This window comes from Pseudomonas sp. ICMP 8385 (genome assembly GCF_002699915.1).
GTDB lineage: Bacteria > Pseudomonadota > Gammaproteobacteria > Pseudomonadales > Pseudomonadaceae > Aquipseudomonas > Aquipseudomonas gessardii.
In genome coordinates, this window is sequence record NZ_LKBY01000091.1 from 13,853 (window position 1) to 33,296 (window position 19,444).

A 19,444-nucleotide genomic window follows, 5' to 3' on the forward strand; every position below is an offset into this window, starting at 1 on the left:
CATCCATGAGCAACGATCTTATCAAGCACGTCACCGACGCGACCTTTGAGGCCGAAGTACTTAAGGCTGAAGGCCCGGTGCTGGTTGACTACTGGGCTGAGTGGTGCGGTCCTTGCAAAATGATCGCTCCGGTCCTGGACGACATCGCTACCACCTACGAAGGCAAGCTGACCATTGCCAAGCTGAATATCGACGAGAACCAGGAAACCCCGGCCAAGCACGGCGTGCGTGGTATCCCGACCCTGATGCTGTTCAAGAACGGCAACGTCGAAGCCACCAAGGTCGGCGCACTGTCGAAGTCGCAACTGGCGGCATTCCTCGACGCCAATATCTAAGTGTCGTAAAAAAGCCCCGCAATTTGCGGGGCTTTTTCGTGAAGCAGGGCTAGACGCTCTGAAATCCAGGTGGTACATTCGGCCCCGCACTGGTTTCTCCACTGCCCCCTGCAAGCCGTCGCCGACGCACTCCTTTCGATTAGTACGCGATCCTGTCGCCTTCTCTGCGGCGCGGCCTCATTAAGCCAAAAGCTTAATTCCCCCCCTCTATAAATGATTACGTCATTCCTATATGAATCTGACTGAACTCAAGCAAAAGCCGATTACCGACCTGCTCCAACTGGCCGAAGAAATGGGCATAGAAAATATGGCCCGTTCGCGCAAGCAGGACGTGATTTTCTCCCTGCTGAAAAAGCACGCGAAAAGCGGCGAGGAAATCTCCGGTGATGGCGTGCTGGAGATTCTCCAGGACGGCTTCGGCTTCCTCCGCTCTGCAGACGCCTCCTATCTCGCCGGCCCAGACGATATCTACGTCTCGCCGAGCCAGATCCGTCGCTTCAACTTGCGCACCGGTGACACCATCGTTGGCAAGATCCGCCCTCCGAAGGAAGGCGAGCGTTACTTCGCCCTGCTCAAGGTCGACACGATCAACTTCGATCGCCCGGAGAACGCGAAGAACAAGATTCTCTTCGAGAACCTGACGCCGCTGTTCCCGACCGTGCGCATGAAGATGGAAGCCGGCAACGGTTCCACCGAAGACCTGACCGGTCGTGTGATCGACCTGTGCGCCCCGATCGGCAAGGGCCAGCGTGGCCTGATCGTCGCACCGCCGAAAGCCGGTAAGACCATCATGCTGCAGAACATTGCAGCGAACATCGCGCGTAACAACCCTGAAGTTCACCTGATCGTGTTGCTGATCGATGAACGCCCGGAAGAAGTGACCGAAATGCAGCGCACCGTGCGCGGCGAAGTGGTTGCCTCGACGTTCGATGAGCCGCCAACCCGCCACGTGCAGGTTGCCGAAATGGTGATCGAGAAGGCCAAGCGCCTGGTCGAGCACAAGAAGGACGTGGTGATCCTGCTCGACTCCATCACCCGTCTGGCCCGTGCCTACAACACCGTGATCCCGAGCTCCGGCAAGGTGTTGACCGGTGGTGTCGATGCCCACGCCCTGGAGAAGCCGAAACGCTTCTTCGGCGCTGCGCGTAACATCGAAGAAGGCGGCTCGCTGACCATTATCGCCACCGCGCTGGTTGAAACCGGCTCGAAGATGGACGAGGTGATCTACGAAGAGTTCAAGGGTACCGGCAACATGGAGCTGCCTTTGGACCGTCGCATCGCTGAAAAGCGTGTGTTCCCGGCCATCAACATCAACCGCTCCGGTACTCGCCGCGAAGAGTTGCTGACGGCCGACGACGAGCTGCAGCGCATGTGGATCCTGCGCAAGCTGCTGCATCCGATGGACGAAGTCGCTGCCATCGAGTTCCTGATCGACAAGCTGAAAACGACCAAGACCAACGACGAGTTCTTCCTGTCGATGAAACGTAAGTAATACGACGTTTCAGGTCCGAAAGAATGGCGCCCCTAGGGGCGCCATTTTTTTGCCCGGGATTTTTAACGACACCTGGCGGGTAATTGCGCCTCGATAAGGCTGCCAGCGGCCCTCAGAGCAGGTAGGATGTACGCCTATTTTACGGGTGGCATGGTTAATGAAATTCAAGGATCTTCGGGATTTCGTGCAGCAACTTGAGCAGCGCGGAGAGTTGAAACGTATTCAGGTGCCGGTTTCCCCGGTCCTGGAAATGACTGAGATTTGCGACCGCACCTTGCGCAACAAGGGCCCGGCGCTGCTGTTCGAGAACCCCACAGGCTTTGATATCCCGGTGCTCGGCAACCTGTTCGGCACACCCGACCGGGTAGCGTTCGGCATGGGCGCCGAGTCGGTCAGCGAACTGCGCGAAATCGGCAAGCTACTGGCCTTCCTCAAGGAGCCCGAGCCGCCCAAGGGCCTCAAGGATGCGTGGTCGAAGTTGCCGATCTTCCGCAAGATCATTGCCATGGCGCCCAAGGTGGTCAAGGACGCGGTCTGCCAGGAAGTGGTCATCGAAGGCGATGATGTCGACCTGGCGATGCTCCCGGTGCAGACCTGCTGGCCCGGCGACGTCGGCCCGCTGATCACCTGGGGCCTGACCGTCACCAAGGGCCCGAACAAGGACCGCCAGAACCTCGGCATCTACCGTCAGCAAGTGATTGGCCGCAACAAGGTGATCATGCGCTGGCTGAGCCACCGTGGCGGCGCCCTGGATTACCGCGAGTGGTGCGAGAAGCACCCGGGCCAGCCGTTCCCGGTCTCCGTGGCCCTGGGCGCCGACCCGGCGACGATCCTCGGCGCCGTGACGCCGGTGCCCGACAGCTTGTCCGAATACGCCTTTGCCGGCCTACTGCGCGGCAACCGTACCGAGCTGGTGAAGTGCCGTGGCAACGACCTGCAAGTGCCGGCCACCGCCGAAATCATCCTCGAAGGCGTGATTCATCCGGGTGAGATGGCCGATGAAGGCCCGTATGGCGACCACACCGGCTACTACAATGAAGTCGACAGCTTCCCGGTGTTCACCGTCGAGCGCATCACCCACCGGATCAAGCCGATCTACCACAGCACCTACACCGGCCGCCCGCCTGATGAGCCGGCGATCCTCGGCGTGGCGCTGAACGAGGTGTTCGTGCCGATCCTGCAGAAGCAGTTCCCGGAAATCACCGACTTCTACCTGCCGCCGGAAGGCTGCTCGTACCGCATGGCCATCGTGACCATGAAGAAGTCGTACCCGGGCCATGCCAAGCGCGTGATGCTCGGTGTGTGGTCGTTTTTGCGACAGTTCATGTACACCAAGTTCGTTATTGTCACCGACGACGACATCAACGCCCGGGACTGGAACGATGTGATCTGGGCTATCACCACGCGCATGGACCCCAAGCGCGACACGGTGATGATCGATAACACGCCCATCGACTACCTCGACTTTGCCTCGCCGGTGTCGGGCCTGGGCTCGAAGATGGGCCTGGATGCCACCCATAAATGGCCGGGTGAAACCACCCGCGAGTGGGGCCGGGTGATCGTCAAGGATGAAGCGGTGACGGCGCGTGTCGATGCGATGTGGAAAGAATTGGGAATAGATTGATGCGTGTAACCCTGCAACCTTCCGGTGCGGTCCTCGACTTGCAGCCGGGCGAGCGGATTCTTGAAGGTGCGCGGCGCCTGGGCTATGAATGCCCCCAGGCGTGTCGTAATGGAGTGTGTCACGTGTGTGCGGCGCTGCTGGTCGAGGGCCGGGTGCAGCAAGCCGGTGAGGTACGCGATCATGGCGAGTTCTACACCTGCATCGCCGAACCGCTGGAAGATTGCATCGTGCTGTGGGATGGCGTGCTGGCGCCGGGCGAGTTGCCGGTGCGCCAGCTTGCCTGCCAGTTGAGCGAATGCGTGGAGCTGGGGGGCGATGTGTGGCGCGTGCGCCTGCGGGCCCCGGCTGGCAAAGCGCTGCGTTACCACGCGGGCCAGTACCTGATGATCGAGCGCGAGAACGGCGACAAGTCGGCGTTTTCCCTGGCGTCGGCACCCCATGCCGGGCGCGAGCTGGAGCTGCATGTGCTGGTGCGCGAAGACAGCGCCCGCAGCCTGATCGAGCAGTTGCAGCGTAACCAGATGGCGCGGGTCGAACTGCCATTTGGCGATACCCACCTGGCCGAGTTACCCGACGGTCCGCTGGTGCTGATCGCGGCGGGCACCGGCATGGCGCAAATGCACAGCCTGATCGAACACTGCCGGGCCACGGGGTTCAAGTATCCGGTGCATCTGTACTGGGGCGTGCGCCGTCCCGAGGATTTCTACCAGGTCGAGCACTGGGAGCAGTGGCAGCAACTGCCCAACCTGTTCCTGCACAAAGTGGTCAGCGACCTGTGCGGGTGGGAAGGGCGTTGTGGCTTATTGCATGAAGCGGTGTGCGAAGACATCACCGACCTCAAGGCCGTGCATGTCTACGCCAGCGGCTCGCCGGCGATGATCTATGGCACGCTGGATGCGCTGGTACATGCCGGGATGGATGCGCACCAGATGCGCGCTGACGTATTTGCCTACGCCCCCCGCGCCTGAGACGCCGCTCAAACTGTGGGAGCGGGCAAGCTCCCACATTGGATTGTGTCTACTCAGGTGTGCGGCGTCAGAAGCGCACGCCCGTGGTCACCATCGCCGCATTGAACCCCAGCAACACAAACTCCGCTGCCACCGGTCCGTAGTAGGCACCCACCGACGGAATGATCACCGGCGCCACGCCGTAGCGGTTCAGCGGGATCTTGTCGCGGTATTGGCCGCGATAGCCCTGGATCGCGCCGCCGGTCAGCTTCAGATACACCGGATAGTCGGCCATGTCATAGCGCTTGCCCGCATAGGCGTAATACGAGCGCTGGCGAAACGAGTTGCGAAAGGTCGCACCGCCATACACCCACCCCGAAGCGTCATTGCGCTCCAGGCCGATCAGGTCTTGATGGTTGTTGTGCTCGGGATCCGGTGCAAAGTGCCGGGTGTAGACGCTGGTCTGGGCGTACCAGAAGCCTTTGTCGTCGTTGGCCGGCGCTTCGGCGGCCAGGGCGGTGGTGGCCTGCGCCAGGAGCAGCAGGCCGGAAAGTCGGTTTTTCATGGGGCGACCTCGATAGTCGGTAGATGCGCGACAAAGTGGGTCGTGACGCGGGTCTATTTTGCGGGCAGGCCGCCGATAAAGGCTGAACGGACGCTGAAAATTGCGGCGTTTTCCGGGCTTATCCCCTAGCACTTTTTCGCCTTGCGGTTACAGCGGCGCGTTCTATTACGGTAAAGTCGCCTATAACTGGTAAGGCACAGGAGACCTAAGCGATCTGCCATGACCGTTATTGAATCCGAACTTCTGCAATGGGCTTACCCGCCGCGGCTCGATCTGGGGCCGCAACTCACTCACGAACAATTGATGAGCTCGATGCAGGCCACCATGGGGCTGCACAAGGGTGGGCCGGTCTGGCTGTTTGCGTATGGTTCGCTGATCTGGCGCCCTGAATGTTCGGCAGCCCAGCGCGTGCGCGCCCGGGTCCATGGGTATCACCGGGGCCTGTACCTGTGGTCCCACGAGCACCGGGGCACGCCGGAGTTACCGGGGCTGGTGTTTGGCCTGGATCGTGGCGGCTCGTGCAGCGGTTTTGCCTATCGCCTGCCGGAGGATCAACTGGAGGCCTCGCTCTATGCCTTGTGGCAGCGCGAGATGCCTTACCCCTCCTATCGGCCCCACTGGCTCAGTTGCCGGCTTGAAGACGGCAGCCAGGTGCAGGCATTGGGTTTTGTGCTGGAGCGGCACCTGCCCAGCTATGCCGGCAACTTGCCCGACAGCGTGCTGAACCAGGTCTTTGCCTGTGCTTGCGGGCGTTACGGCACCACTCGCGATTATGTCGAGCAGACCGTCAACGCCCTGCGGAGCCACGCCATGCCAGACAAGAATCTGGAGGCGCGGCTCAAGCGATGTGCCAAAGGCGTCGCGGCGATTAACGCGCCGAGCTGATGCTATTGGTGTGCCACAGGGTGGGGATCAGGAACGCGATGGCCAACAGGCACGCGCCGATCAGCAGCACAAAGCCGCCGTCCCAGCCGAAGTGGTCCACGGTGTAGCCCATGGCCGCACTGGCGGCTACCGAACCGCCCAGGTAACCGAACAGACCGGTAAAGCCTGCCGCCGTACCTGCGGCTTTCTTCGGCGCCAGTTCCAGGGCCTGCAGGCCGATCAGCATCACTGGGCCGTAGATCAAAAAGCCAATGGAGAACAGCGCGATCATGTCGACCATCGGGTTGCCCGGCGGGTTGAGCCAGTACACCAGGGTCGCCACGGTCACCAGGGCCATGAACACAATGCCGGTCAGGCCACGGTTGCCACGGAAGATCTTGTCCGACATCCAGCCGCACAGCAGCGTGCCGGGGATCCCCGCCCACTCGTAGAAGAAGTACGCCCACGACGATTTATCGACGGTGAAGTGCTTGGCTTCCTTGAGGTAGGTCGGTGCCCAGTCCAGCACGCCATAACGCAGCAGGTAGACGAACACGTTGGCGAAGGCGATGTACCACAGCATCTTGTTGCGCAGCACGTACTTGACGAAGATTTCCTTGGCGCTGAATTCGTCTTCGTGGCTGTCGTCGTAGCCTTCCGGGTAGTCGTTCTTGTACTTCTCGATCGGCGGCAAGCCTACCGACTGCGGGGTGTCACGCATGGTGATAAAGGCAAACGCCGCCACTGCCAAGGCCACCGTTGCCGGCACATAGAACGCTGCGTGCCAGTCGTTGAACCAGGCCATGCCCAACAGGAACAGCGGGCCGATCAGGCCGCCGCCGACGTTATGCGCCACGTTCCACACCGACACCACGCCACCGCGTTCTTTCTGCGACCACCAGTGCACCATGGTCCGTCCACTCGGCGGCCAGCCCATGCCCTGGGCCCAGCCGTTGATGAACAGCAGAATGAACATCATGGTCACGCTGGACGTTGCCCAAGGCGCGAAACCGAAAATGAACATCACCCCGGCCGATACCAGCAAGCCAAAGGGCAGGAAGTAGCGCGGGTTGGAGCGGTCGGACACCAGGCCCATGAGGAACTTGGACAGGCCGTAGGCAATCGCGATCGCCGACATGGCCAGGCCCAGTTGACCACGGGTGTAACCCTCGTCGATCAGGTACGGCATGGCCAGGGAGAAGTTCTTGCGCAGCAGGTAGTAACCCGCGTAGCCAAAGAAAATACCGGCGAAGATCTGCCAGCGCAGTCGTCGGTAGGTACTGTCGATCTTTTCTTCAGGCAGGGGTGCCTGATGAGGGGCAGGACGAAAGAAAGCAAACATTCAAGAGCTCCAAATTTCTTGTTTTGACTGCGGATGCGAATGTTACAGTTTCGTTACCGAAAATAGCATCGCCTCTTATCTGCAAACACAGGAAACTGGAGTAATTGCATGTTCTTTTACGAACATGTCGCTAATAGATAAATTTGGGTCGTGATCAGATTCCTCAGAACACCGCAGATCAAATGTAGGAGCTGGCTTGCCTGCGATAGCGGTGGATCAGTCACGAAAGATGTAGCTGACCCACCGCTATCGCAGGCAAGCCAGCTCCCACATTGACCGCATTTCAAATCACTGGCGGACCTGCACGACCACCTTGCCCACCGCCCTGCGTTGCCCCAGGTCATTGATCGCCTGCGCCGCGTTGTCCAGCGGATACACCTGCGACACCAGCGGCTTCAACTTCCCCTCGGCATACCAATCAAACAGCTGCTGGAAATTCGCCGCATTCTCCTGCGGCTGGCGCTGGGCAAACGCACCCCAGAACACCCCGACCACCGCCGCGCCCTTGAGCAGCGCCAGGTTCACCGGCAATTCAGGGATGCGCCCGCTGGCAAACCCCACCACCAGCAGCCGGCCGTTCCAGGCAATGGCGCGAATGGCCTGGTCAAACAGATCGCCGCCCACCGGGTCGTAGATCACGTCGGCACCGTTGCCGTCGGTCAGGCGCTTGATTTCATCCTTGAGGTTGCTTTCGCTGTAGTTGATCAATTCATCGGCACCCGCCGCCTTGGCCACGGCCAGCTTGTCGGCGCTGCTGGCGGCGGCGATCACCCGGGCGCCCATGGCCTTGCCGATTTCCACGGCGGCCAGGCCCACGCCACCGGACGCGCCCAGCACCAACAGGGTCTCGCCGGCCGCCAGCTGGCCACGCTGCTTGAGGGCGTGCATCGAGGTGCCGTAGGTCATGCTGAAGGCGGCGGCGGTGTTGAAGTCCATGCTCGGCGGGATCGGCAATACGTTATAGCCCGGCACCGCGACCTGCTCGGCAAAGCTGCCCCAACCGGTCAGCGCCATGACCCGGTCGCCGACCTTCAGGTGGCTGACCTTTTCCCCGACGTCGCTGACCACCCCTGCCGCTTCGCCACCCGGCGAGAACGGGAAGGGCGGTTTGAACTGGTACTTGCCCTCGATGATCAGCGTGTCCGGGAAATTCACCCCGGCGGCATGCACCTCCAGCAGGATCTCGTTCTTCTTGATCGCCGGGCTTTCGACGTCTTCCAACACCAGGGTTTCGGCAGGGCCGAAGGCTTTGCACAGCACGGCTTTCATCGGACTATTCCTTTTGGCGTATTGGCCGATAAGTGTAGGTGGGTCAGGTCACGGGTCAACGAGCATGCCCCGGCCTGATAAGTCGCCATAAGCTTGTGCTCTGCCTTGCTAGCGTTATGCTACTGGCAACCGAATGTGAGGAATGAACTGTGAAAGCGTGGATCCTGTTGATGCTGGCCCTGACGTTGCCGATGGCAGCCCATGCCGAAGAAGCCAAGGAAGGCGAAGCGCCGAAGGTCAGCTACTACAGCCTGACCCCGCCCTTTGTCGGCAACTACGCCCTGGACGGCGGCCCGAAACTGCGGGTGTACAAGGCCGATGTGGCCCTGCGCGTGACCGGCACGGAAGCGGCGGCGGCGATCAAGGCCAATGAGCCGTTGATCCGTAATCAACTGGTGGCGCTGTTTACCCAGCAGACTGTCGAGAGCATGGGCAGTGTCGAAGGCAAAGAGAAGTTGCGTCAGGAAGCGTTGAAGCAGACTCAGCAAGTGATGAATGATGAGACGGGGAAGCCGGTGGTTGAGGACTTGTTGTTCAATAATCTGATCATCCAGTAAAGCGGGCGCTTAGCGCCCATCGCAGGCAAGCCAGCTCCCACATTTTGACGGTGTTCACAAATCAAAGTGTGGGAGCTGGCTTGCGATGACGGCCTTGCGGGCGCTTCAAGATGCCAGGCTTTTCCTGAATCTGGCCAACGCCACCGCAAAAAACACCAACCCAATCCCCGCCAGCGCCAGCAAATCCGGCCACACCACGCCCACCCCGGCATCGCGGAACAAAATCGCCGCACTCAAGCTCACAAAATGCGTGGACGGCGAGCCCTGCATCACCCATTGCAACCATTCGGGCATGCTGTCCAGCGGCGTACTGCCGCCTGACAACAGCAACATCGGAATAATCACCGGGATCGCCAACAAGCCAAACTGCGGCGTCGAGCGGGCGAGGGTGGCGAGGAAGATGCCCAGGGCGGTGCTGGCAAACAGGTACAGCGCCGTCACCAGCAGGAACAGGCTCAACGAGCCGGCCAGCGGCACGCCGAGCAGGCCCTTGACCACCACTTCCAGTGACAGCCAGGTACACAGCACCACCACCAGCATGTTGCTCCAGATTTTTGCCAGCATGATTTCCAGGGCGGTCAGTGGCAGTACCAGCAAATGGTCGAGGGTGCCGTGCTCGCGCTCGCGCAGCAGGGCGGTGCCGGTCAGGACGATGGCGAGGATGGTGATGTTATTGACGATCTGGATCACCGCCAGGAACCAGCCACCTTCCAGGTTGGTATTGAACAGCGCCCGGGTGGTCAGCGCCGCCGGTGCCCGTTGACTGGCATCCGCCTGGCCGCTGTAGGTCAGCAGTTCGCGCTGGAAAATCCGCCCGATATAGCCGGCGCCCATAAACGCCTGGCTCATGGCCGTGGCATCCACATTGACCTGCACGCTCGGCTGGCGGCCGGCCAGCAGGTCGGCCTGGAAATTGGCTGGCACGTTGATCACGAAGGTGTACTGGCCGCTGTCCATCACCTTGTCCAACTGGTCGTAGGGCAGTGGCACGGCAGTCTGGAATTCCGGGGGTTGCAGGGCCTCGGCCAACTGGCGTGACAATTGGCCATGGTCTTCATCGACAAAGGCCACGCTGGCGTTATGCACGCCAATCACCGAACCGGCCGCTGGCATATAGATGGCGACGGTGAAGGCGTAGAACAGAAACAGCAGCAACACGCTGTCGTGACGCAGGCTGGTGAGTTCTTTGAGCCCCAGGCGCAGGATATGGGCGAACTTATGCATCAGGCCTCCTGCTTCTTGAGCATGACCAGGCTCAGCCCGGTGAAACCCAGGAAAAATCCGAACAGCGCCAGGCACTGTGGCCACAGCTGGCGCAGGTCCAGGGCTTTGGTGAAGGTGCCGACGGCCACATCCAGGAAGTAACCTGCGGGAAACAGCATACCCATCAGCGCGGCCGCGCCTTCCAGGGACGAGCGCGGCACGATCAACCCGGAGAACTGGATGGTCGGCAGGCTGGTGATGATCATGGTGCCAAGGATCGCGGCGATCTGGGTGCGGGTGAACGCGGAAATCAGCAGGCCCATGCTGGTGGTGGCCAGCACATACAGCAGGCCGCCAAACGCCAGGGTCACGCCACTGCCCTTGAACGGCACGCCGAACAGCCAGCGGTTCATCGCCACCAGCAAGGCCAGGTTGATCAGGCTGATGACCAGGTACGGCGCCTGTTTGCCCAGGAGAAACTCCAGGCGGGTCAGCGGCGTGGCATAAAAGTTGGTGATCGAGCCCAGTTCCTTCTCGCGCACGATGCCCAGGGCGGTGAGCATGGCCGGGATAAACGCCAGGATCAGTGCCATCACGCCCGGGCCGATGGCATTGACGCTGACCACGTCCTGGTTATAGCGAAAGCGCGTTTCCAGTTTGGCGGCGGCGGGGCGGGTCTGTGGTGTGCTGCTGAGTTCGGCCAACTGCTGCAGATTGGCCTGATGCACAGCCTCGACATAGTTGCGGCTGGTCTCGGCGCGAAACGGCATGCCGCCATCGAGCCAGGCGGCCACCGCCGGTTGGCGCCCGGCGTACAGGTCGCGGCCAAAGCCCGGGGGGATTTCCAGGGCCAGTTTGATTTCCGAACGTTGCAGGCGCCGGTGCAACTCGGCCGAATCGCTGATCGGTGGCTGTTCGGCGAAGTAGCGCGAACTGCGGAAGGCCTCTAGGTAAGCGCGGCTTTGCGGCGTCTGGTCCTGGTCGTACACGGCGAAGGCGAGCTTCTCTACGTCCAGGGAAATGCCGTAGCCGAAGATCACCATCATGAAAATCGCCCCGAGCAGAGCAAAGGCCATGCGCACTTTGTCGCGCAGCAGTTCCTTGCCTTCGCGACTGGCCACCGCCAGCAGGCGCGCCAGGCTGAAGCCGCGCTTGCTGACTGGCGGCGTGCTCGGTGTGCTGACGGTTGCACTGGGCGCGGCGGCTTCCGGGGCCTCCTGGGCTTGCTCCAGGCAGGTGACGAACGCGGCTTCCAGGGTCTCGCCGTGGAATTGCTGTTGCAGGGCGTCCGGGGTGTCGCAGGCCAGCACCTTGCCGGCGTGCATCAACGAGATGCGGTCGCAGCGCTGGGCTTCGTTCATAAAGTGGGTGGAGAGAAAAATCGTCACCCCTTGCTCGCGGGACAACTCCACCAGCAAACGCCAGAAATCGTCGCGCGCGGCGGGGTCCACGCCGGACGTGGGTTCGTCGAGGATCAGCACTTCCGGGCGATGCAGCACCGCCACAGCCAGGGACAGGCGCTGGCGCAAACCCAGGGGCAGTTCGCCGGAGGGCTGTTCGGCGATTTCGCCCAGGTCAAAGCGTTGGATCAGTTCCTCAATGCGCGGCCCACTGTCGGCCTTGGGCAGGTCGAACAACTGTGCGTGCAGCACCAGGTTCTGGCGCACGCTGAGTTCGCCGTACAGCGAGAAACTCTGGGACATGAAGCCCACGCGCTTGCGGGTCGCCAGGTCCTTGGCATTCACCGGGTTGCCCAGCAGTGTGGCGCTGCCTTCACTGGCCGGCATCAGCCCGGTGAGGACTTTCATGGTGGTGGTCTTGCCGCAGCCGTTGGAGCCGAGAAAGCCAAAGATCTCACCACGGCCGATGGCGAAGCTGACCTTGTTGACGGCGGTGAAGTCGCCAAAGCGCAGGGTCAGGTCGTGGGCTTCGATGGCGATATCGGTGGTGTCGTGTGCCCGAGGAGGGATCACCAGCGGCTGGTTGTTGTGCGCGCTGTCGCCCTGGAAATGGGTAAAGGCTTCATCCAGCTTGCCGCTGGGCGTGACCGCCGCCAGTTCATGGCTCAGGCCATCGGCAATCAGCTTGCCGCGGTCGAGCATCAGGCAATGCTCGAACTGCTCGGCTTCTTCCATGTAGGCCGTGGCCACCAGCAGCGTCAGTTGCGGGCGCTCGCTGCGTACGGTTTCTACCAGTTCCCAGAAGCGTCGGCGTGACAATGGGTCGACGCCGGTGGTGGGTTCATCAAGGATCAGCAAGTCCGGGTCATGGATCAGCGCGCAGCACAGCCCTAGTTTCTGCTTCATCCCGCCCGACAGCTTGCCGGCTGGGCGGTCGGCGAAACGTGCCAGGTCGGTGGCCAGCAGCAGGTTGTGCATGCGCTGCTCGCAATCGGCTTTGGACAGGCCAAACAGGGTGGCAAAAAACCGGATGTTTTCGCGGATGGACAGCTCGGGGTACAGGTTGCCGCCCAGGCCCTGGGGCATAAAGGCGATCAACGGGTACAGGCTGTTGCGGTGGCGGCGGTCTTCGATGGAGCCGCCCAGCACCTGCAGGTCGCCGGCCTGCAGCTTTTTAACCCCGGCGATCAGGCCCAGCAGGCTCGACTTGCCCGCGCCATCCGGGCCGATCAGGCCGCAGCGGGTGCCGGCCGGCAGGCTGAAGGCAATGTCGAGCAGTGCCTGTTGCTTGCCGTAGCGGTGGTTGATGCCCGTGGCGTGCAGCGCCAGCCCGTTCATTGCAGGTTGGCCGGCCAGTCCAGGTCGGCAGTGCGCACGTAGCCGGCGCCGGGCATGCCGGGCTTGGCCTGGGGCACGGCGCTGGGTTGAGTCAGGCGCAGTTTGACGCGGAACACCAGTTTCTGGCGTTCGTCGCGGGTTTCCACTTCTTTGGGGGTGAACTGGGATTTGGCCGCGACAAAGCTGATTTTCGCCGGCAGCGGATGATCCGGCAGGGCATCGAGCACGATCCGCGCTTCACTGCCCACGGTCAGGCGGCCAGTGACGGAGGCGGGCAGGTAGAGGTTCATGTACTGGTCATTCGGATCGATCAGCAGCAACACCCGCCCGCCGGCGCCGAGCACTTCACCAGGTTCGGCCAGGCGCAGCTGGATGATGCCGTCGATGGGCGCGCGCAGGCTGCTGTCCTCGATTTCGCTGGTCAGTTGCGCCACCTGGGCCTGGGCCGCACCGATGGCAGCCTTGACCGCATTGACCTGGGCCTGGGCGGCTACCACCGCTGCATTGCCGGTGTTCTGGCGTGCCTGTTGCTGGTCGATCAACTGCGCGCTGGCGAAGCCGCGGCGGTACAGCTCTTGGGTACGCTTGAGTTCCTGGCTGGCCAGCAGGTTTTCGCTCTGGCGCAGCTGCACATTGGCTTCGGCGGCGGCGAAGTTTTCCTTGGCCCGCAGCACTTCGGCCTCGGCCTGGGAGCGCTGGGCTTCCAGGGTGCGGGTGTCGATACGTGCCAGCAGTTGGCCCTTGAGCACTTTGTCGCCTTCATCGACCCGCACCTCGGCCAGGCGCCCGGGGATCTTGGTGGCGATCTGCACTTCGGTGGATTCCAGCCGGCCGTTGCCCATGTGCAAACCTTCCGGCAGGCGGTCGAGGGTGGACTTCCAGTAGCCGAAGCCGCCGGCGGCCACCAGCAACAGAATCAGGAGAAAAGCGAAGAAGTGCGAACTGCGATGGGGCGTCGACATGGGTGCATCCTGCGGTGTTAGCGTCCTAGTTTGCCGGGATCGTAACCGATAGCCGTTGATACCGGTCAAATGAATCCCTTTAGGCGTTAACGCAGGGCCATGACCGCCGCCCATTGCTCGGCCGTCACCGGCATCACCGACAAGCGACTGCCTTTTTGCACCAGCGGCAATTCGGCCAGGGCGGTTTGTTGCTTGAGGTAGCCCAGCCCGAGGACCTTGGGGAAGGTCTCGACGTGGGCCACGGTGATGGCGCTCCACGGATTTTTTTCTGCTGTGGCCTTGGCATCGAAGTGATGGTTGCCGGGCTCCAGCGCCGTCGGGTCTGGATACGCCGCTTCGATGATTTTTCCTACGCCGGCAATCCCCGGTTCCGGGCAACTGGAGTGGTAGAAGAAAAACGCGTCACCCACGGCCATGGCCCGCAGGAAGTTGCGCGCCTGGTAATTGCGCACGCCATCCCAGCGTGCTTCGCCGAGTTTTTCCAGGCCCTGGATGGACAACTCATCAGGCTCGGATTTCATCAGCCAATAGGCCATGGTTTTTGCTCCTTTGCAGGGGATTGGATAGGTTGTGCGGCAACTTCATGACAAACCGACGGTCGGTTGACGTCAAGGTTTGCGTGTTGGTTCACGTTAACGCAGAATGCCGGGATTTTAAGCTTGACGCAGCTGGAACGGGCTACATTGGAACGTTGCTGTCATCGTGTGTGATAGGCCTGAAGGGGGGCAATCGATGAAACGCAAACCGGATTTACTATGGATTTTGGTTATTTTGTTCGGTCTGGGCGTCGTGACCACCGGGTATGCGCAGAGCCTCTGGTCGAACAAGACCGAAGCGCCTGTTGAATTTGCACAGCAGCAACAACAAACCTTCAAGCGTTGACGCTATTTCGGCGCCGTTGAGTCCAGCGGCGTCCCCTCTGCGATATACCACTTCCTGTCGGTCACGGTGCCATTTAACGGCACGTCCCAGCTGGCCTGTGCCAGTCGCTCGACCTTCTGACATTCATGGGCCAGCCCCAGCAGCGTCGGCTTGCGCCACGCCGAGCGGCGCGCCAGGTACGCCAGGCTGCGATCATAAAAGCCGCCGCCCATGCCCAGCCGCCCACCCGCCTCATCGAACCCCACCAACGGCAGCAGCACCAGGTCCAGGGCCCAGACCTTGCGCTGGCGGCCGACATTGACCCGTGGCTCAAGAATGCCGAAGCGATTGGGCACAAGCTTTTCCCCGGGGCGCACGCGTTGGAACACCATCTTGGTTCGTGGCCAGGCACTGAGCACCGGTAGGTAGGTGGCCTTGCCCCGACGCTGGGCCGCGCGCAGCAGCAAGCGCGGATCGATTTCGCCATCCGTCGGCAGGTACAGGGAAATATGTTTGGCCCGGCAAAACAGCGGGTGCTGTGCCAGTTGCCGATACAAGCCAAGCGCTGCCTGGCGTTGCTCGCCTGGCGTGAGGGCGCGGCGGGCCTTGCGCAACATGCGTCGAAGGTGCGGACGGGAAAGCGGCGCAGGTTCGGTCATGGTGTTCGGCTCATAAAACAATGCCAGTCCGGGGACTGGCATTGAGTTTGGGAATTCAGGCTCCCCGACAGAACCGCTGTCGACTTAGCCCTTGAACCCGAAAGTTCAAGGTGGAAGAAGCAGTAGGCTTTAAGGCTTTCCGTCTAGCGGACATGCACACCAGCCCAACGTGCAACTTCCAGGGTAGTGCGAATCGGCTCAGGGACATCGCCGACTGGCAAGCACGCCAGGGAGTGAGGCGAGTATACCCCAAACAGGTTCGGCAATCAGCCTTTGGGTTGCTCTTGATCGTTGGAAAGGGCCAGGTCGACACGTTCCAGCAGGTCGCGTACTTGCTCACGTGTCGAGCCGCTGGCCTGGACGTCAGGGCGTTCCTGCCTGTGCAGCAAATCGTGGGTAATGTTCAGCGCTGCCATCACGGCGATACGGTCGGCGCCGATGACTTTGCCGCTGCTGCGGATTTCACGCATCTTGCCATCCAGGTAGCGGGCGGCGCTCACCAGGTTGCTGCGCTCTTCCTGGGGGCAGATGATTGAATACTCTTTGTCGAGGATCTGCACGGTGACGCTATTGCTTGAACTCATGAGTCTTGCTCCAGGGCCTTCAGGCGCGAAATCATCGATTCGACCTTACGCCGGGCGATTTCGTTTTTTTCAATGAGGTGAGCGCGTTCCTCGCGCCAGGTCTTTTCCTGAGCTAATAGGAGTCCGTTTTGACTCTTTAGTTGCTCGACCCGGGTAATTAGCAATTCGAGTCTGGCCATCAGCGCTTGCAAGTCGGTGTCTTCCATGGGGTTCCACTGGATTTGTCTGATGAATGGCAACTGCAGGATAAACGATCTGACGCCCTTGATAGTCGGGTGCGTCTGCCGGTGCTAGGATACAGCGCTTCATTCTAGACATCGCGCCGCCTGGCGCCTAGCTCATCATGCCTATTCAGAACTCCCCGTACGATGCTTTTTCCAAACTGCTGAGCGCCAGCGGTCATTCTTGCTCGCCTGCCGAACTGCATGGCGTGCTGCTGGGCCGCAGTTGCACCGGCGTCGGTTTTGACGCCGACAACTGGTTGGCCGACGCCGCAGAAGTGCTCGAAACGGAGCCAGTAGATAATGTTCGTAACGCCTTGATCGGCCTGCAAGAAATGGTCAAGGGCGAGTTGACCGGCGATGACATTGCGGTAGTCCTATTGCTGCCGAGCGATGATGCGCCACTGGCCGAGCGCGCTGCCGCCCTGGGCGAATGGTGCAAGGGTTTCCTCACTGGCTTTGGCGTGAATTCCGGCGGCCTGGAACTGAGCACCGACGCCCAGGAAGTGTTGCAGGACCTGGCAGCCATCTCCCAGGTGCAAGATGCCCTGGAAGAATCCGAAGACGGTGAAGGCGACTACATGGAAGTCATGGAATACCTGCGCGTCGCGCCGCTGCTGTTGTTCACCGAGACCAAAAAATCGGCTGAACCCGCCGCCATCAAGCCGTCGCTGCACTAAGAGAGGGAACCCACCTGCCCATGATCCATATCCCCAAAGCGGAATACACCCGCCGCCGCAAGGCGCTCATGGCGCAGATGGAACCCAACAGCATCGCGATCCTGCCGGCCGCCGCCGTGGCGATCCGCAACCGTGATGTCGAACACGTCTACCGCCAGGACAGCGACTTCCAGTACCTGAGCGGTTTCCCCGAGCCGCAAGCGGTGATTGTGTTGATGCCTGGGCGCATTCACGGCGAATACGTGCTGTTCTGCCGCGAACGCAATGCCGAGCGCGAATTGTGGGACGGCCTGCGCGCCGGCACCGAAGGCGCGATTCGCGAATACGGCGCCGACGATGCGTTCCCGATTACCGATATCGACGACATCCTGCCCGGCCTGATCGAAGGCCGCGACCGGGTGTATTCGGCCATGGGCAGCAATGCCGAATTCGATCGGCACCTGATGGAGTGGATCAACGTGATCCGCTCCAAGGCGCACCTCGGTGCGCAGCCGCCGAACGAATTCGTTGCCCTGGATCATCTGCTGCACGACATGCGCCTGTATAAATCCGCCGCAGAAGTGAAAGTCATGCGCGAAGCTGCGCGGATTTCCTGCGCGGCCCATATCCGGGCGATGCAGGCCTGCCGCGCCGGGCTGCATGAGTTCAGCCTGGAAGCCGAGCTGGACTACGAGTTCCGCCGGGGCGGGGCGAAGATGCCGGCCTATGGCTCCATCGTGGCTTCGGGGCGCAACAGTTGCATCCTGCACTACCAGCAGAATGACGCGCTGCTCAAGGACGGCGACCTGGTATTGATCGACGCCGGTTGTGAGATCGACTGCTATGCCAGCGATATCACCCGGACCTGGCCGGTCAATGGCAAGTTCTCCGCCGAGCAGAAGGCGATCTACGAAATTGTGCTGGCCTCCCAGGAAGCCGCTTTTGCGCAGATCGCGCCGAACAAGCACTGGAACCAGGCCCATGAGGCAACCGTGCAAGTGATCACCGCCGGGCTGGTGAAGCTGGGCTTGTTGCAGGGTGAGGTGGACGAGTTGATCGCCAGCGAAGCCTACAAGGCGTTCTATATGCACCGCGCCGGGCACTGGCTGGGCATGGATGTGCATGATGTGGGCGAGTACAAGGTCGGCGGCGAATGGCGGGTGCTGGAAGTGGGCATGGCCCTGACCGTGGAACCGGGCATCTACATTGCCCCGGACAACCAGAACGTGGCAAAGAAATGGCGTGGCATAGGCGTGCGCATCGAGGATGACGTGGTGGTGACCAAGCAAGGCTGTGAAATTCTGACCGATGGCGTGCCCAAGGGCGTGGCCGAGATCGAAGCGCTGATGGCGGCCGCCCGATGAGCCGGGTCAACCTGGCCATTATCGGTGGCGGCCTGGTGGGCGCCAGCCTGGCATTGGCATTGCAGGCCGGGGCCAAGGCCCGGGGCTGGAAGATCATGCTGATCGAACCCTTCGCCCCCGGCGACAGCTACCAGCCGAGCTACGACGCCCGTTCCTCGGCGCTGTCCTTTGGCGCGCGGCAGATCTATCAGCGCCTGGGTGTGTGGCAAGACATTTCCCGGCGCGCCGAGCCGATCAAGCAGATCCATGTTTCCGACCGTGGCCGCTTCTCCACTGCACGCTTGTCGGCGCTCGAAGAGGGTGTGCCGGCCCTGGGCTATGTGGTGGAAAACGCCTGGCTCGGGCAGTGCCTGTGGCAAGGCTTGGATAAGGACGTGATCAGTTGGCGTTGCCCGGCCGAAGTCAGCCGCCTGGAACCGCTGGCCGATGGCTACCGCCTGACCCTCAACGACGAAACCGTCATCGAGTGCGACCTGGCGGTACTGGCCGATGGTGGCCGCTCCGGGCTGCGCGAGCAGTTGGGCATTGGCGTCAAGCAACGGCCTTACAACCAGAGTGCCCTGATCGCCAACATCACCCCCAGCGAAGCCCATAACGGCGAGGCCTTCGAGCGTTTCACCGACGATGGCCCGATGGCCTTGCTGCCCCTGGCCGACAACCGTTGCGCGTTGGTGTGGACCCGCGTCGGCATGGACGCCCAGCGCTTGGCGCAGTTGGATGAGCGCAGTTTCCTCAGCGAATTGCAGGGCGTGTTCGGTTATCGCCTGGGCACCCTCAAGCAGGTTGGGGCCCGTCACCTGTATCCGTTGACCCTGGTGGAGGCCGAGGAGCAGGTGCGCTCGCACTTGGTGATCCTCGGCAACGCCGCCCACAGCTTGCACCCGATTGCCGGCCAGGGTTTCAACCTGTCGCTGCGCGATGCCTATGCCTTGGCCGAGGCCTTGCTGGCCGGGCCGGCGGTGCCGGGCGACCTGGCGACCTTGCAGGCCTATCGCGAACGCCAGCGCCTGGACCAGCAATTGACCGTGGGCTTCTCCGACCAGGTCACCCGCCTGTTCGGCAGCGGCCAACCACTGGTCGCCATGGGCCGCAACCTCGGCCTGCTGGGCCTGGACCTGCTGCCGCCGGCCAAACGCTGGTTCGCCCGACAGGCCATGGGCCTGGGCACGCGCCCCGATGCGTAAGTGGTTGCCCTACG

At 61.8% G+C, this 19,444-nt stretch carries 20 protein-coding genes and 1 other RNA gene; 10 read left to right on the forward strand and 11 right to left on the reverse strand.

Annotated elements, in window-relative coordinates; translation table 11 throughout:
* The first annotated feature begins 5 nt into the window (after positions 1–5).
* The 4 genes from trxA (at position 6) to AO268_RS09725 (ending at position 4,419) form a co-directional block, all read left to right on the forward strand.
* Positions 6–335 (forward strand): thioredoxin TrxA, encoded by a 330-nt coding sequence (trxA, locus tag AO268_RS09710; RefSeq protein ID WP_076964277.1) that lies wholly within the window; start codon positions 6–8, stop codon positions 333–335.
* A gap of 232 nt (positions 336–567) precedes the next feature.
* Positions 568–1,827 (forward strand): transcription termination factor Rho, encoded by a 1,260-nt coding sequence (gene rho, locus AO268_RS09715; RefSeq protein ID WP_003176825.1) that lies wholly within the window; start codon positions 568–570, stop codon positions 1,825–1,827.
* A 157-nt stretch (positions 1,828–1,984) separates the two neighbouring features.
* Positions 1,985–3,451: a 4-hydroxy-3-polyprenylbenzoate decarboxylase gene (gene ubiD, locus AO268_RS09720; RefSeq protein ID WP_076963617.1), complete on the forward strand. Its 1,467-nt coding sequence runs from the start codon at positions 1,985–1,987 to the stop codon at positions 3,449–3,451.
* Complete coding sequence (locus tag AO268_RS09725; protein WP_099168558.1) at positions 3,451–4,419, forward strand: CDP-6-deoxy-delta-3,4-glucoseen reductase; 969 nt, start codon at positions 3,451–3,453, stop codon at positions 4,417–4,419. The genes ubiD and AO268_RS09725 overlap by 1 nt, the downstream gene beginning before the upstream one ends.
* A 67-nt stretch (positions 4,420–4,486) precedes the next feature.
* On the opposite strand, the gene AO268_RS09730 is transcribed toward AO268_RS09725, so the two are convergent.
* Positions 4,487–4,963, reverse strand: coding sequence for a sn-glycerol-3-phosphate transporter (locus AO268_RS09730; RefSeq protein ID WP_099168559.1), 477 nt, complete (start codon positions 4,961–4,963; stop codon positions 4,487–4,489).
* Positions 4,964–5,182: 219 nt separating this feature from the next.
* Here AO268_RS09730 and AO268_RS09735 point away from each other — a divergent pair, with 219 nt between their 5' ends.
* Positions 5,183–5,848, forward strand: a complete 666-nt coding sequence (locus AO268_RS09735) for a gamma-glutamylcyclotransferase (protein ID WP_099168560.1) — start codon at positions 5,183–5,185, stop codon at positions 5,846–5,848.
* On the opposite strand, the gene glpT is transcribed toward AO268_RS09735, so the two are convergent.
* Together glpT and AO268_RS09745 are read right to left on the reverse strand one after the other, a co-directional pair.
* On the reverse strand, positions 5,832–7,169 hold the full coding sequence (gene glpT / locus AO268_RS09740; protein WP_099168561.1) for a glycerol-3-phosphate transporter: 1,338 nt from the start codon (positions 7,167–7,169) through the stop codon (positions 5,832–5,834). The genes AO268_RS09735 and glpT overlap by 17 nt on opposite strands.
* Positions 7,170–7,457: 288 nt before the next feature.
* Entirely contained in the window at positions 7,458–8,438 is a 981-nt protein-coding gene (locus tag AO268_RS09745; protein WP_099168562.1) for an NADPH:quinone oxidoreductase family protein, read from the reverse strand.
* Between the two features lie 149 nt (positions 8,439–8,587).
* Here AO268_RS09745 and AO268_RS09750 point away from each other — a divergent pair, with 149 nt between their 5' ends.
* On the forward strand, positions 8,588–8,995 hold the full coding sequence (locus tag AO268_RS09750) for a flagellar basal body-associated protein FliL (protein WP_099168563.1): 408 nt from the start codon (positions 8,588–8,590) through the stop codon (positions 8,993–8,995).
* Positions 8,996–9,100: 105 nt separating this feature from the next.
* Here the strand turns inward: AO268_RS09750 and AO268_RS09755 are convergent, their stop codons facing one another.
* The 4 genes from AO268_RS09755 to AO268_RS09770 all read right to left on the reverse strand — a co-directional run bounded on the left by AO268_RS09755 (position 9,101) and on the right by AO268_RS09770 (position 14,434).
* Entirely contained in the window at positions 9,101–10,219 is a 1,119-nt protein-coding gene (locus AO268_RS09755; RefSeq protein WP_099168564.1) for an ABC transporter permease, read from the reverse strand.
* Positions 10,219–12,936 (reverse strand): ribosome-associated ATPase/putative transporter RbbA, encoded by a 2,718-nt coding sequence (gene rbbA / locus AO268_RS09760; protein ID WP_099168565.1) that lies wholly within the window; start codon positions 12,934–12,936, stop codon positions 10,219–10,221. Before rbbA ends, AO268_RS09755 begins: the two co-directional genes overlap by 1 nt.
* Positions 12,933–13,898 (reverse strand): HlyD family secretion protein, encoded by a 966-nt coding sequence (locus AO268_RS09765; RefSeq protein WP_099168566.1) that lies wholly within the window; start codon positions 13,896–13,898, stop codon positions 12,933–12,935. The genes rbbA and AO268_RS09765 overlap by 4 nt, the downstream gene beginning before the upstream one ends.
* 86 nt (positions 13,899–13,984) lie before the next feature.
* Positions 13,985–14,434, reverse strand: a complete 450-nt coding sequence (locus AO268_RS09770; protein WP_099168567.1) for an EVE domain-containing protein — start codon at positions 14,432–14,434, stop codon at positions 13,985–13,987.
* A 196-nt stretch (positions 14,435–14,630) separates the two neighbouring features.
* Between AO268_RS09770 and AO268_RS32695 the strand changes: the two genes are divergently transcribed.
* Positions 14,631–14,780: a hypothetical protein gene (locus AO268_RS32695; RefSeq protein WP_092231272.1), complete on the forward strand. Its 150-nt coding sequence runs from the start codon at positions 14,631–14,633 to the stop codon at positions 14,778–14,780.
* A gap of 2 nt (positions 14,781–14,782) precedes the next feature.
* On the opposite strand, the gene AO268_RS09780 is transcribed toward AO268_RS32695, so the two are convergent.
* From AO268_RS09780 to AO268_RS09795, 4 genes are all read right to left on the reverse strand, one after another.
* A complete protein-coding gene (locus AO268_RS09780; RefSeq protein ID WP_099168568.1) occupies positions 14,783–15,418 on the reverse strand; it encodes a 5-formyltetrahydrofolate cyclo-ligase in 636 nt (211 codons plus the stop codon).
* 57 nt (positions 15,419–15,475) lie between these two features.
* Positions 15,476–15,654, reverse strand: a non-coding RNA gene (gene ssrS / locus AO268_RS09785) — 6S RNA.
* A gap of 30 nt (positions 15,655–15,684) precedes the next feature.
* Positions 15,685–16,002 carry a cell division protein ZapA gene (locus AO268_RS09790; RefSeq protein WP_076963628.1) on the reverse strand — a complete coding sequence of 106 codons (318 nt, stop codon included), beginning with the start codon at positions 16,000–16,002 and terminating at the stop codon, positions 15,685–15,687.
* Entirely contained in the window at positions 15,999–16,208 is a 210-nt protein-coding gene (locus AO268_RS09795) for a TIGR02449 family protein (RefSeq protein ID WP_007982902.1), read from the reverse strand. Before AO268_RS09795 ends, AO268_RS09790 begins: the two co-directional genes overlap by 4 nt.
* Positions 16,209–16,345: 137 nt before the next feature.
* On the opposite strand from AO268_RS09795, the gene AO268_RS09800 reads away from it, so the two are divergent.
* Genes AO268_RS09800 through ubiH form a run of 3 tightly spaced genes read left to right on the forward strand, consistent with a single transcriptional unit; the run spans position 16,346 to position 19,430 of the window.
* Entirely contained in the window at positions 16,346–16,903 is a 558-nt protein-coding gene (locus tag AO268_RS09800; RefSeq protein ID WP_076963629.1) for a YecA/YgfB family protein, read from the forward strand.
* 20 nt (positions 16,904–16,923) lie between these two features.
* Positions 16,924–18,246 (forward strand): Xaa-Pro aminopeptidase, encoded by a 1,323-nt coding sequence (gene pepP / locus AO268_RS09805; RefSeq protein WP_076963630.1) that lies wholly within the window; start codon positions 16,924–16,926, stop codon positions 18,244–18,246.
* Entirely contained in the window at positions 18,243–19,430 is a 1,188-nt protein-coding gene (gene ubiH / locus AO268_RS09810; RefSeq protein ID WP_099168569.1) for a 2-octaprenyl-6-methoxyphenyl hydroxylase, read from the forward strand. The genes pepP and ubiH overlap by 4 nt, the downstream gene beginning before the upstream one ends.
* The last annotated feature ends 14 nt before the right edge of the window (positions 19,431–19,444 follow it).

Bases quoted from the DNA above. Each gene is read 5' to 3' on its own strand.
- AO268_RS32695 (WP_092231272.1), top strand. From the start codon at position 14,631: ATGAAACGCAAACCGGATTTACTATGGATTTTGGTTATTTTGTTCGGT.
- rho (WP_003176825.1), top strand. From the start codon at position 568: ATGAATCTGACTGAACTCAAGCAAAAGCCGATTACCGACCTGCTCCAA.
- AO268_RS09780 (WP_099168568.1), bottom strand. From the start codon at position 15,418: ATGACCGAACCTGCGCCGCTTTCCCGTCCGCACCTTCGACGCATGTTG.
- pepP (WP_076963630.1), top strand. From the start codon at position 16,924: ATGATCCATATCCCCAAAGCGGAATACACCCGCCGCCGCAAGGCGCTC.
- AO268_RS09730 (WP_099168559.1), bottom strand. From the start codon at position 4,963: ATGAAAAACCGACTTTCCGGCCTGCTGCTCCTGGCGCAGGCCACCACC.
- AO268_RS09800 (WP_076963629.1), top strand. From the start codon at position 16,346: ATGCCTATTCAGAACTCCCCGTACGATGCTTTTTCCAAACTGCTGAGC.
- AO268_RS09790 (WP_076963628.1), bottom strand. From the start codon at position 16,002: ATGAGTTCAAGCAATAGCGTCACCGTGCAGATCCTCGACAAAGAGTAT.
- AO268_RS09735 (WP_099168560.1), top strand. From the start codon at position 5,183: ATGACCGTTATTGAATCCGAACTTCTGCAATGGGCTTACCCGCCGCGG.
- AO268_RS09765 (WP_099168566.1), bottom strand. From the start codon at position 13,898: ATGTCGACGCCCCATCGCAGTTCGCACTTCTTCGCTTTTCTCCTGATT.
- rbbA (WP_099168565.1), bottom strand. From the start codon at position 12,936: ATGAACGGGCTGGCGCTGCACGCCACGGGCATCAACCACCGCTACGGC.
- ubiD (WP_076963617.1), top strand. From the start codon at position 1,985: ATGAAATTCAAGGATCTTCGGGATTTCGTGCAGCAACTTGAGCAGCGC.
- ubiH (WP_099168569.1), top strand. From the start codon at position 18,243: ATGAGCCGGGTCAACCTGGCCATTATCGGTGGCGGCCTGGTGGGCGCC.
- glpT (WP_099168561.1), bottom strand. From the start codon at position 7,169: ATGTTTGCTTTCTTTCGTCCTGCCCCTCATCAGGCACCCCTGCCTGAA.
- trxA (WP_076964277.1), top strand. From the start codon at position 6: ATGAGCAACGATCTTATCAAGCACGTCACCGACGCGACCTTTGAGGCC.
- AO268_RS09725 (WP_099168558.1), top strand. From the start codon at position 3,451: ATGCGTGTAACCCTGCAACCTTCCGGTGCGGTCCTCGACTTGCAGCCG.
- AO268_RS09745 (WP_099168562.1), bottom strand. From the start codon at position 8,438: ATGAAAGCCGTGCTGTGCAAAGCCTTCGGCCCTGCCGAAACCCTGGTG.
- AO268_RS09795 (WP_007982902.1), bottom strand. From the start codon at position 16,208: ATGGAAGACACCGACTTGCAAGCGCTGATGGCCAGACTCGAATTGCTA.
- AO268_RS09755 (WP_099168564.1), bottom strand. From the start codon at position 10,219: ATGCATAAGTTCGCCCATATCCTGCGCCTGGGGCTCAAAGAACTCACC.
- AO268_RS09770 (WP_099168567.1), bottom strand. From the start codon at position 14,434: ATGGCCTATTGGCTGATGAAATCCGAGCCTGATGAGTTGTCCATCCAG.